The following is a 12819-nucleotide window of genomic DNA, read 5'->3' as shown; positions in this document are numbered from 1 at the left end:
GTCCATCTCTCCAGCACATCCTCCATCATCGACCTTGCTGTATCGCTGTTTCCCTGCTTGCCGATCTCCCGTGCCAGGTAAGCCCGCGTGACAAGGCAGGATGTGTGATTTGGGCCCAGCCGTTCGGAACTTGCCCTAACCCGCAACACGCTGTCCAGCGCAGCCCGCGCAGCATCATGATCTCCGAGATGACCCATTTGCCGTGCCAGATTTTGGCGAACCGAAAGCGCTGAAGGATGGTCCGGGCCGATATGGGGTGCGCTCAACTGAATAGCATGGAGGCGCGCAAGTTCATCACGCGCTGCCTGATGGTCTTGAAGTTCATGCAGCTGCACGGCCATGCTGTGGCGCGCATTCAAGGTGGAGATGTGCGCCGGACCGAATTTCGCGGAGGCGCCCCTCGTCTCGGCGATAGCCTTTAAGGCCTCAAATGAGGCCTGGTGTTTTCCAAGGTCCCCGAGCACATCGGCCAAGATCGATTGTTGCGCCAGGCTTGCGCGGTCATCGGACGCCTGCCTTGCCTCAACGCCGACCGCCTCAAGGATCGCCTCCAACTCCTCTTTCGCGGCGGGATATCTGCCAAGGCGCACCAGCTGTCTTGCCATGCGCCTACGCGTTGAGATCACCGACTCGTGGTCCGGCCTGAAGCGGCCTGACTGCTGCATCTCTTCAAGCACTGCGCTGAAGCCCTCATGGGCTTGTTGGCTGTCTCCCAGCGAGGCCCGTTCAACCGCCATCTGCGTTCTGATCTCGAGCGAGGTCGGCCGTGCGAGCCGCGGCCGGTCGGGCTCATTGAGTAAGGTTTCGATGGCGCAAAACTCATCATAAGCGTCTTGGTGACGGCCAAGTTGGCCGTGCAAGCTGGCAAGGTTCGCCCTTGCATTGATCGAGACCGGGTGCCCGGGACCGTATTTGTCCTGCCTCGAAATGGTGTCGTAGACACTCTTCACCTCCTCGAACGCCTCACCATACAGGCCCAGCCTGCCCTTGACGCTGGCGATGCTCAGCCGGGTCGCCAGCAATGCGGGATATTCGGGTTCATACCTGCATGGCCCAAGCAATGTGGCGGCAACATCTTCCAGTTCCAGCAATGCTGCCCGGTCATCGCCCTTCTTGCTCAGGAGCTGGGCGATGGCTTTTCTAACGGAAAGTGTTGATGGATGATGAGGGCCGAGCGGCTCGGGGCGGCTCATTATTGCAAGGATCGCCTTGAGTTCCTCATAGGCTTCGTCAATTCGGCCTAGCGCCTGAAGCTCAAAGGCCATGCTGTTTCTGGTCCCGAGAGCCGAGGGATGATCCGAGCCAAGTCTGTCTGGCTGCGATTCGATCGCGTAAATTGCCTTGAACTCGGCATAAGCGGCCTCATGCTCGCCGAGCGCGCTCAGCGATGACGCCAGACTGTGGCGGGTCGACAATGTCGAGGGATGATCTGATCCAAATCTGTCCGGTCGCGCCTCGATCTCGTAAATCGCCTGCAATTCAGCATGCGCCTCCTCGTGGTTACCGAGCGCTCTCAATTGCGCGGCAATGCCATGGCGCGTCGAGAGGGTTGAAGGGTGCTCCGGCCCAAACTGATCTGACCGCATCTGTATTCTGTAGACAGCGTCCAGATGATCAAGCGCAGCGGCGTTGTCACCGAGGGCCGCAAGCTCGCCCGCCAGGCTGCAGCGGGTCTGCAAGGTCCACGGATGCTCTGGACCAAGCTGCTGCGATCTCGTTTCAATCGCCAAAATAGCCTCAAACTCGTCACGCGCCGCCTTCAGATCTCCAAGCGAGCTGAGTTCAGACGCCACACTGCTGCGATTTCTGAGAGAGACAGGATGTTCCGGACCAAACTTGTCGGGTCTCGACTGGATTTCATAGAGGTCCACAAACTCGGCAAGAGCGGCGCGGTGCTCACCAAGTGCACTCAGTTCAGCTGCGATCTGATGTCTGGTCTCCAGTGTTGAGGGGTGCTCGGGTCCGAGCAGGTCAGGATTGGCTCTTGCCTCGTAAATGGCCCTCAACTCTTCCAGGGCCTTTCTGTGCTCGCCAAGGGCGCCAAGCTCTGTGGCTATCGTCTGCCGGGTGCCGAGCGTCTGGGGATGATCCGGGCCGAGCTTGTCGGACCGGGATTGAATCTCCAGAACACCTTCGAGAACCTTGAGCGCCTCCCTGTGCTGCCCCAGATGGCCAAGCTCGAAGGCAAGATTGTGCTGCGTGACGAGCGTGGACGGATGGTCCGGGCCAAGCTCGCTCTGATGGCATTTGATCGTGTAAACCGCTTCAAGTTCCCGGTGGGCCTGCTTGTGATCGCCGAGGGAGCTGAGCTCGGAGGCTATATTGTGGCGGGTGGCGAGCGACGAATGGTGCTCTGGGCCGCGTAAGGCGGATTCGGCCTCATATATGGCCCGAAGTTCCGCCAGCGCGGTTCGATGATCACCAAGCGTACTGGTCATGACGGCCATGCTGTGGCGCGTCGCCAGGGTTGAGGGATGGGTTGGACCAAAGTCGTCCGACTGCTTCCTGACGTCGTAGACTGTCTGCAATTCCTCAAGAGCGGCCTGATGCTCGCCAAGATAACCAAGATAGGTTGCCACATTGTGGCGAGCGGTCAGGGTCAGGTCATGCGCTTCGCCATATTTGCTGCGCCTCATGTCGCAGGTTCTTGCCCAGTATTTCTGAAGCAGGCGATCGCGATGTGCTTCTTCGAAGAGGGGAAGGATCTGAGCCTGCCAGTCGAGGTCGCCGCCAAGCGCCGTCAGATGATCGAGACAGAATTCGAAGTAGAGGCCGTGATCGGCATTGACCTGTCCTGCCTGATTAGGAAATTCGCGCGTATAGGCCTCCAGCAGGTATCGGTGGACGGCCTGGTAGACGGCCGGGCGTTCACGCTGTTCGCGGCTTTGAAGCTCTTCGCGCATCAAGTCGTGCATCTGGAATTGCGCCGACCCGAGATCAGTGATGAAGCTGCGCCGTGTCAGAAGATCCCAGTTGAACTGGCCGACACCACCAAGAAACTCCCGCGCAAGCCGGGCGAAATCGAGCTCGTTGAGCTGCCGCGGATATGAAGCCAGCCGGAGGATAAGCTCTTCAGCCGGGTCTATATGATCGAGGAAGCGGGCGAGAATGTCAGGATGCGTGCCGGCAAAATGGTCCGGAGAGGGCTTCCGGCCAGAATTCACAAGATCACTGTAGAGATCGACTTGCAGATCGAGATAGAACGGCAGGCCTTTCGACCCGTCCATGATGGCAGCGCGCAGGGCCTCATCCGGGATAGGTATTGCGCTCAGAAACGCCCCTGCATCCTCAAGCGAAAGCGCGCCAAGCAAATGCGCGTCTATAATCCCTTCCCAGTCATCGCTGATCGAGGTCCAGTTGAGCCTGTCTCGACCGAGAATGACAAACAGAACGCCTGGCGCATCCCTGACCAGCAGCCTGACCCATTGATCCACGCGATGACCAAGTAGCGAATTGCTGGCCTGCGGCGAGTCCTTCCACAACGCTTCATATCCGTCGAGCAATACGGCGCATCGAAGGGAGGGGTCGTCCTCAAGTGCCCTGCAGAGATCTGCACCAAAAAAGCTTGGCAGCCTTGCCAGGAGCTCGTCAGCGGTCAGCGTATCGAGACCGACCAGCTCGGTGCGGCCACGCCGCTCGAACCAGTCCCTTGCCCGTCCGGAAAGCTGATGGGCATATTTCACGAACACGTGCAGGCCGGGAACAAAGGCGCTGATCGACGTCCCAAACTCGATAACGTCCAGCAGGACCGTATTTTCGTCGCGAAAGAGTTCCGGATGCCGCCGGCGGATATCGACGCCTGGATTTGTGAGTACGAAATGCCTTGCAAATGCGAGGTCGAAGCCCGGAAAGGAAATCCCGGCCTTGCGGGCGAGCTGAAGCCGCAGCGACAGCAAGGCGTCACTTGGCTGGCGGTGGGCAGGTAGCTCAAATTCGATCCGGGCCGCCGCGAACTGCCGAGGGACAGCCCCGATCGCTTCAAGATCTCCGATCGTGTCTGCAATCCGGACAAATTCGCGCGAAAGAGCCGACTTGCCCTGGCCGCCAACGCCATACCAGTTCAGGACGCAATACTCATCTCGTGGCTGGCGCTCTTTGAGGCGGACCCGAAACAGGTCTCGCGCATCTTCACGGTCGGTGAAGACCTTATTGGCGACGAACTGGTTTCTGGCATGTGTCGGTTTCAAAGTCGGCTCGCCTCATGTCTATGCCAGCGTAACCGGCACTTCTGCGATGCTCAACGATGCAAAAAATTTGAGAGCGGCAATACTGCAGCGCAATGGGATGAAAACTCTGCAGAAAACCGCCTGCCCCCCACCCTTCTGCAATGACTTCAACAGACACATCGAACGCCTAGCTGGTTTCAGGGACCTGCGTGCTTCCTCTTCGCGAATGGCACGACCCTGTCGCTGGCTGAACATAGCAGCAGCTATTGCTGCTGGAGCCCTGCTCGCATTGGATTGGCAGTACCCAACGGCATTATCGAGATGTTGTCTCGGCAGAATGCTCGTCGCTTGCATTTGGAATGCAGGCAAAGCTGTTTGACGAGCGAGGATCGCCAGATTGATACGAGGTCCAGCGACCGAAACGACAAATTGGCCTTGTTCGTCCGAAATGCGATTGCGAAAAATCGGTCATTGTTAAAGGGCCTGGTGCCGTTCCGTGCTCGACCCAATCTTCCAGAACACCGAGTTGGTCCCAGGATGGCTGAAATGCATTGGTGCCTCCGGCTCCATGACCGTAACCTGGAATAATATAATATCGTGCAAACCGATCTCTTTCTTCGGTGCCCGCAGCCTCGCCCACGCGATGCCAGAAATCTGCTGTCGTCCTGGGGCTGACGATTGGGTCAGCCAAACCTTGAAAAATGATAAGTTTTCCGCCCTTGCGTCGAAACGCGTCGAATCCCGATGGTGGAACATCGAGCAGCTTCGTCGCTGACTCTATGGTTGTTGCCAGCTTGCCCGGATTTTCCGGGTCGATATCCCAGGGATCTGCAGTGGGGTCACGCAATACGAAGTAACGCATGAATTGATCGTAGAACTGCGCAGTGGTCGGCATCTCCTTATCGATCGGGAACTGCGGCGGCACGTTGCCCATTTGTTGTTGCCCGCGAATATCGGCTCCCTGAAATATGGGAAACCCGGGATGGCTTTTCTCGCCCGCCGTTTTCCAGGACAGGTCAACCGGTCCATCAAACCGTTTCAACGCCTCGATCTGCATCGGCGCAAGACACCGATCTGTTTTCCGATCCGTGCATGCGATGTCGCCCAACTCGGGCCGGCATGCATCAGGCCGGGCAATGACCCCATCTTTCAGCCCATCGAGCCCATCACAGCTGTCATAGATGAAGTTTTGAAAAAGCTCCTGATCATCGGGCGTAAGATAGGCTCCGGCGTCTTTGAACTGCCGCCAAACAGCGCCAAAGCTGAGGGAGGTCGTCGCGTGTCCCCAGAAAGGATAGGCGACGATTGCCCCATCGAACCTGTCGGGCCAAGCCGAGATTGCGAGAAGGCCCTCACGCCCACCATTTGAACCGCCAGCGATATAGCGATACCTGGCGGGCTGGCCATAGAAACCGGATATGGTTTCGTGTGCAGCGTCATACGTCTTGATCAGTGCGTCGCCCGCATAATTATCCCGGGCCTCATCATTCAATGCGAAGCTCGCATCAATCAGGGGAGCCACAACTTCTTCTGTTGTACCCTGGTGGCCGCTGTCGCTTGCAAAAACCGCATAGCCACGGCTCAACGGCGCAGCCACTAACTCGGCAGGCTGGGCAAAGAGGGGAATGTCGATGGCGGGCACAATCCCATCAAATCCACCGCCCGTGAGCATCAGGGCTTTGCCGTTCCAATCGCCGGGAAGCCCAATTTCAAACCTGATCGGCGGAGCGGCCGGGTCGACGGAAAGAATTGTACCTGCCGCGTGACAATAGTTGCCGGATTTCTCTTCGCCACTCTGTGTTCGAGCCGACGTAATACGCGCCCCGTTTGTAGGCATAGAAATGCTCGATGGTGCGATCGACATACCGTTCAGCGCCGCACAGCGCTCCTGAAGAGGAGGAAGCGGAGAAAGCTGCGCTGCGCTACAACTGGAAACAAGTCCAGTGGCGGCCATGAGTAATAAGCTGACCGGAGCGGTCGCCATCCTATTGGGCTTTTGGCAAAACATGGATCAGTACCTCGCCTTCAGCTCGATGCCAATTTGGCGCGGTCGCCCGTAGGTGCCCGCAAGTCCACCAAACCCATCGATTGCCAGCATCGCTGTCCAGTAGCCTTCGTCAAAGACATTGTCCGCAAATAAACGAGCGCTGTATGCACCGCTCGGACTGTTCCAGATCAGGTTCGCGTTTACGACGGTATAACCGTCTTGCGATTCCTGCGGCGTGTTGAACTCCCGGAAGAAAACTTCAGACCGATAACTCGCATCAGCCCGGGCTGTAACATCGCCCCAGCTATGGGTATCAGAGTGAAAGGCAATGCCCAGATTGCCGGAAACCTTCGGGGCGCTGGTCAAATAGCGCCCCTCCAGGTTCTGCGCACCAAGTTGGGGGTTGAGAGAATCGACATTCGTGAAATCGCCGTAGGTCGCATCCAGCAGAGACAGATTTCCGTTGAGGACCCAATGATCGTCAGGGGCCCATTCCGTTTCAATTTCGAGCCCCTGAACTGTGGCGCTACCGGCATTGGTCACTGACGCAGAGATGCCAACAACCTCGCGCACCTGAAAATCGTCGTAGTCATAGTAAAACGCAGATGTATTGAATTTCAGATTTCCACCAAAGAACAGACCCTTGAAGCCGATTTCATAGGCGTCGAGCGTTTCTGCGTCGAACGTATCGGCACATGATGAATGGTTGAGGCCTCCAGCCTTCCAGCCTGTAGAATTCATGACGTAGACTTGGCTGGTCTGGGTTGTGTCGAACTGTGCACCAAGCCGGTAGGTTGTCGAATTGTCGCTGAGCTTCGTCGTGACGCTATCGCAGGTAATGGTCGAAGAGGTGTCTGGCAGTGTCGAGCCGACAAAATGGTGCTGATAGCCTTCCTGTTCATCTTCTGAGTATCTGACGCCGCCAATCATTCTGAAACGATCTGTAAAGGCGTAGGTCAAATCTCCAAATACAGCCCGCGCCTGGGTATCCAGTGGCAAGGTGTTGTACGAAAGCGTGGAGTTGGGAGGAAGCGGCGCATATCCTATTTCGAAAACATAGTCGGCGCTCTGCGTGTAGCTGTCGTCGTAGAAATACAATCCGCCAACCCAGTCCAACCGTCCGACGCTGCTGGAAATGTTCAATTCCTGCGAATAGGTCTCGGATCTTTCATCCTGTGTGGCGTCCACGATGGGCAGATCAACGCCATCCCGATCCATCGTCCATGAAGAATCAACCCGCTGATACGACGTGATCGACTTCAGCGCCAAATCGCCGACCAACCAGTCAAGCGTTGCGCTGGCGGCTTGCATCGACCGTGAACTGTGTGTGGGGCCCAGCGCCGTCGTCTCAAAATAGCTGCCCGCAACCTCTGCGGTGGTTAAATAGGGATTGAGGCTGATACCGTACGAGCTGGGTTCATCCGTTGGCACATAATAATCGGTGGCACCTTCGGCGTCGAAGCCATTGAAGTTAAGGCCCAATGTCAGATTGTCCGTAAGGTCAGCGTCGAGTCGAAAACGACCCGTAAGACTCTCGATTGTATCAAGGTCCTCGCCGCCTGCTATATTCTTCACGAACCCCTCATCCCGATCGGTGTAGTTGAGAGACAGGCGTGTTCTCACACGATCATTGAGAGGAATGTTGGTTACCGATTCAACTGTCTTCTGGTTAAACGTTGCGTAGCCAAGCTTGATGTAGCCCTCCAGCTCATCTGTCGGCTCCGCCGTGATGAAATTTACCACACCGCCATTCGCATTGCGGCCGTACAAAGTGCCCTGCGGTCCTCTAAGCACCTCGACCCTCTCCAGATCGAGTTGAGCAGCAGCCATCGGAAAATCGCGCGGTTGGTAGACGCCGTCGACATTCAGGGCGACGCCGGGATCACCGATGCTGCGTCCGACGCCGCGTATGGTGATGTTTGTAGCGCCGAGGCGCTGGCCAATTGATACGTTCGGAACCGCAAACTGCAATGCAGCCATGTCTGTAATACCGCGATCTTCAAGCGCCTCCTCACCAAGCGCAGTGATTGAAATTGGAGTGTCCTGATCGGTTTCAGCCTTGCGCTGCGCGGTAACAGTGACGGTGCCGAGCCGGCCTTCCTGATCGATCTGGCCGCCGGAACCCACCGAACCGGTTGCGTCTGCCTGGGCGTGTGTCGCATTGGCGTGCAAGCCCGCTGCAGTAGACAATAGCAGAACTCGAAACGCGTTCGCGCAGCTTATTCTTTTGTTTCTCGATATCATGAGTTTCCTCCCTTTTTTTGAGGAGGCAACCGCAGTCAGGCTGACTGGAACAGGACCAAGTCGGCCATCTTACCGGACACTTTCGGCCACTGCGCTAAATCTCGAGGTGGCGCATGATATCGGTGAGCCGAGTTCGGAAATCCGTCTGCTGCAGGTCAATCTCTTCGCTCATCTGCTCACGAATGGCGGACGGCGTGTGGCCGGTCTGCATTTTGATAAAGCGCCTGAAACTGCGGTCGTCTGAATAACCGGTCCGCTCTGCGATATCCGACATGGTCAGATGCGGCTGTGCGATAAGTTTCAGGGCGTGATCGACCCGGCGTTTCAATTCCATGCTCCGGAAATTTTCACCGAAATGTTTGCCAATCAATCGACGCTTCTGTCGAGCACTCAGTTGAGCCGGAATGGTATCGGATTCGTACAAATCCAGAGAGCGAATGGCTTCTCCCGCAACAGTCTCTTCTTCCTGAAGTGACGCTCCGGAACCGAACGTAAACAGCACGGAATCTATGAGTGGCGTCTCAGTGTGCCAGGATTTTCCCCGCTTCAACAGGTAAGCTTCAGGAAACTCCACGAAAGTCGTATCTTCCCGGACCACGTCTTGAGGTTCCAGTGATTTCTCAAGTCGGCTTTGTGTACGGTTGGCGGCTCTGACTCCAAGCTTGTTCACAGGCAGGTGCTCGCACAAATAGCGGTTGGCCATCATCGTCAGCATGCTGATCCAGACCGCTTCGAGGGCTGCTGTTCCTGCCGTATCGCGGCCTTTGGCAGCCAAAGACAGGCGGACGACGCCTTCGTTCGTGTTCAGGTTCAACTCGAAAACGCCATGTGAAGCTGCCATGAATTTCGATGTCGCCGTAAGCGCGTGGCCAAATGTCGGGTTCCCGAACATCATCCGTGCACACATGGACGCATACCCTTTGGGCAGCGACGCTTCGCCGAGCGAATGCGTTTCATCATTTCTCATGACAGCGCTGGAAGCGAGTGCAATCACAACATCGGCGGCCGACAGGACCTCAGAGGCCTCACCCAGCGCGTTCAAATGAAGTCGATCCATTCGAAGTGTCACAGTTATCCATCACTCTGATTCAAGCCAATGCGCCAACCGTAGAGGCATCTTCCCGGTTTATCAAAAGTGATGCTGGCGCTGTCGGTCGATCGTCTACGGCACGGCCAACCAGCCAACATCGATCACGGCAACAGGCCTCACCGAAACTCACACATATGATGGCAATCCCAAACGGGTGAAAAGCGTCCGCAATGGCAAGACGACCTATTGGGTCTATTCCGTGCCGATCGCAGCGTCGGTCTTCCAAGATGACGTGAAATTCGCGGGACCGCTCTCTAGGCGGCCGCTTTTTCCGGACCAAGCCGCGCTCCAAGCAGCTCCATCAGATAGCCGCCATCCCGAAGGCCCTTGGCCTTGTTCACCAGGTAACGCAGACTGTCCTTCATGGTGGAGCCGACCGCGCCCCAGTTTTCCTCGACCGCTTCCGGGCCATACAGAACCCTTGCAATCTCCTTCCTGCTCAATCCAAGCGCCTTGCAGTCGAGTGCGACAAGCCCATCCCTGAGCATCTGTGTCCGCTTGGTCCAGAGCGGCGCCTGCGCCTCCGGGACAGGGCCATAGAGCGCCAGAGCGTCCTTGTAAGCCCTGAGTTGGCGTTCATACGCCTCGACATCTGAAACCTGCAGCTTCATGCGGACCGGCTCTAGGCTCAGCAATGACAGACCGGTGCAGCGCACCTGGATCACGTGTCCCTGTCCGCGCAGAAGCAGGAATTCCCTTCCCTGACGGTCTGTGAAGAGCGTCACGGAATAGAGGGGCGCGACCTTCTCACAGATGTCGCACATCTCCCCGGCGGCTCTCGGGCTGACATGCACCTCGAACTGATCAGGATAGACAGTCTTCTGCCAGATCACATCAGCATCCAATGCACTGGCATGAGGGTCGGGCAAGAGCGCGAGCCCCCATCTGTGCGCAAGTGTTTGCGCCGTCCGAGGCTTGATGATGCGGGTCGTACTACAGGCTACGCCTTCGGACAGGTCATCGGCTGTCCAGTTTTCGGCGTCCTGCAGGAAGTCCGGGTTGCGCCGCAAATACTCCCAGGCCCAACGGTCGGGAGACAGACGCCAGAGATAATCATAGCGCTTCAGCACGCCATCACTCTTCAGAGAATATGTCTTCATCGCAAACTCCCCTGCCAGGCGAATTCGAGCAAGACTCATACCAATTTCAAACCCTAGATTTATTTTTTAACGGAATAAGGCTATCGAAGTGCCGTCATTCAACTTTTCTGTACTCCTAAATAGAATTATTTCTGCTGCCTCCGCGATATGGTGCGATTTCAGTCCGTACAAGGCGCCTGCCCCGCCAGCCGGCGCACAGCTCATAGGGCTTGTACGCAGCTGAATCTCTCTGCCTCGACTGGTTCCCAATGGCCTTGTCTCCCACTCGCCGCACGGACCTTCTGCGATCAATCTGTGCCTCAGAGTCCAAGATCGGAGAGCGGGCCAGTGACCCAGACCGGAACACATCAGGAAACACGCGACCGCCAGGTCGCCATGCTGCGCACGGCCTTCAGTCCTGCCATTCGCCAGGCCCTTGAAGCGCCCGATGTCATCGAAGTCCTCGTCAATCCCGATGGCCGGCTCTGGCTCGAACGCCACGGTATCGGTCTCACCCTGACCGACACCGTGCTGTCCCCAGAAGATCGCGAACGTGTCATCCGGATCGTGGCCTCCAGCCTTGGGCAAGGGAATAGGCTTCAGTCTTCCATCGTGTCCGCCGAACTTCCGGAGACGGGCGAACGGTTTGAGGGCCTCCTCCCCCCGATCGCTACGGCGCCCTGCTTTGCTATCCGGAAGCCGTCTTCCAGGCCTTTCACCCTGTCCGACTATGTGGCCGCCGGCACCCTGCCCTCCGCCCTTGCAGCAGCGCTCCGCGCCGCCATCGAAACCCGCGCCAATATCCTGATTGCTGGCGGCACCTCATCTGGAAAGACGACACTCGCCAATGCCTTGCTGGCAGAGCCGGGCTTTGCCGATGACCGGATTATCCTGCTCGAAGACACGCGGGAACTGCGCGTCACCGGTCCGGACCATGTCGCCCTGCGCACCCACCGGGACAGGGCTGATCTGAAGACGCTGGTGCGCTCAACACTACGGCTCCGGCCCGACCGCATCATTGTCGGCGAGGTCCGCGGGCCTGAAGCGCTCGACCTCCTCAAGGCGTGGAACACCGGCCATCCGGGCGGGCTCACCACGCTTCACGCAAATTCAGCCCATGGCGCGCTGACACGGCTCGAACAGCTGATCGGGGAAGCCACCCAGACCATCCCGCGCGCGCTCATCGCAGAAGCGATCGACGTCGTCGTCTTTCTCTCCCGCGCCGGCGGCACACGCCGCGTCGAGGATGCGATCCGCATCACCGGGTTCAATGGCGAGACCTATACAACCGAACCCCTCGCCGCCCGCAAGTTTTCCATTGTCCAGCAAGGAGCCCTTCAATGACTTACCCCCACTCTCGCCCCAACACGCGGTTCGCGCCGGTTGCGGCAGGTCTTGCCCTCGCCATCACCCTCGCCGCCCCAGCCTACGCCGCCGGCTCGGGCATGCCCTGGGAAGGCCCGCTTGACCAGATCCTCGCCTCGATTGAGGGTCCGGTCGCCCGCATCGTCTCAGTAATCATCATTACGCTGACGGGCCTCGCCCTCGCTTTCGGAGAGACGTCCGGCGGCATGCGCAAGCTCATCCAGATCGTCTTCGGGCTTTCGATCGCCTTTGCCGCAACGAGCTTCTTCCTGACCTTCTTCTCCTTCGGTGGCGGGGCGACCTTCTGATGGCCGAAGGCTATGAAATCCCCCTGCACCGCTCGCTCACCGAGCCAATCCTGATGGCGGGCGCGCCGCGCGCGGCCGCCATCGCCATCGGTCCGCTGGCCGCTGCCCTCGCCCTTGGCCTGCGTCTCTGGCTGCCGGGCCTCATCCTCTGGATCGTCGGGCATAGCGCGGCTGTCATGGTCGCCCGTCAGGACCCGGATTTCATGGCTGTCGCCAGCCGCTCGGCCCGCCATGCGGAGCATCTTTCATGCTGAACCTCGCCGAATACCGTACCCGTCCGAAGCATCTCTCGGACTATCTTCCCTGGGCCTGCCTTGTGGCGCCGGGCGTCGTCCTCAACAAGGATGGCAGCTTCCAGACAAGTTTCCGCTATCGGGGCCCGGACCTGGAAAGCTCGACCGAGGAAGAACTCGTCGCGGTCACGGCGCGCGTCAACAATGTGCTGCGCCGGTTCGGGGCCGGCTGGGCGCTTTTCTTCGAAGCAGTGCGCCGTCCGCAGTCTGATTACGCGGTCTCCGATTTCCCCGATGCGGCCTCATGGCTGGTCGATGAAGAAAGAGCGCGTGCCGCTGAGCAGTCC

At 58.1% G+C, this 12819-nt stretch carries 8 protein-coding genes and 1 pseudogene; 4 read left to right on the top strand and 5 right to left on the bottom strand.

Annotated elements, in window-relative coordinates; genetic code table 11:
* From WA989_RS10160 to WA989_RS10140, 5 genes are all read right to left on the bottom strand, one after another.
* A partial coding sequence (locus tag WA989_RS10160; RefSeq protein ID WP_424340384.1) for a tetratricopeptide repeat protein occupies positions 1–4187 on the bottom strand: 4187 nt, incomplete at its 3' end.
* Between the two features lie 292 nt (positions 4188–4479).
* Positions 4480–6150 (bottom strand): tannase/feruloyl esterase family alpha/beta hydrolase, encoded by a 1671-nt coding sequence (locus tag WA989_RS10155; RefSeq protein WP_424340383.1) that lies wholly within the window; start codon positions 6148–6150, stop codon positions 4480–4482.
* Positions 6151–6177: 27 nt separating this feature from the next.
* Complete coding sequence (locus WA989_RS10150) at positions 6178–8397, bottom strand: TonB-dependent receptor (RefSeq protein WP_424340382.1); 2220 nt, start codon at positions 8395–8397, stop codon at positions 6178–6180.
* Between the two features lie 94 nt (positions 8398–8491).
* Entirely contained in the window at positions 8492–9454 is a 963-nt protein-coding gene (locus WA989_RS10145; RefSeq protein WP_424340381.1) for a helix-turn-helix domain-containing protein, read from the bottom strand.
* A 287-nt stretch (positions 9455–9741) separates the two neighbouring features.
* Positions 9742–10587: a DNA -binding domain-containing protein gene (locus WA989_RS10140; RefSeq protein WP_424340380.1), complete on the bottom strand. Its 846-nt coding sequence runs from the start codon at positions 10585–10587 to the stop codon at positions 9742–9744.
* 375 nt (positions 10588–10962) lie between these two features.
* On the opposite strand from WA989_RS10140, the gene trbB reads away from it, so the two are divergent.
* The 4 genes and pseudogenes from trbB to WA989_RS10120 all read left to right on the top strand — a co-directional run.
* Positions 10963–11910: a P-type conjugative transfer ATPase TrbB gene (trbB, locus tag WA989_RS10135; protein WP_424340385.1), complete on the top strand. Its 948-nt coding sequence runs from the start codon at positions 10963–10965 to the stop codon at positions 11908–11910.
* A complete protein-coding gene (locus WA989_RS10130; protein ID WP_424340379.1) occupies positions 11907–12239 on the top strand; it encodes a TrbC/VirB2 family protein in 333 nt (110 codons plus the stop codon). Before trbB ends, WA989_RS10130 begins: the two co-directional genes overlap by 4 nt.
* Positions 12239–12493: a VirB3 family type IV secretion system protein gene (locus WA989_RS10125; protein ID WP_424340378.1), complete on the top strand. Its 255-nt coding sequence runs from the start codon at positions 12239–12241 to the stop codon at positions 12491–12493. Before WA989_RS10130 ends, WA989_RS10125 begins: the two co-directional genes overlap by 1 nt.
* A pseudogene (locus WA989_RS10120) lies at positions 12487–12819 on the top strand (conjugal transfer protein TrbE); the annotation flags it as partial. The gene WA989_RS10125 and the pseudogene WA989_RS10120, both read left to right, overlap by 7 nt.

Source organism: Henriciella sp. (assembly GCF_049649345.1).
GTDB lineage: Bacteria > Pseudomonadota > Alphaproteobacteria > Caulobacterales > Hyphomonadaceae > Henriciella.
Note: the sequence above shows the minus strand (reverse complement) of the source record. Positions and strands in the feature narration are given on the sequence as shown.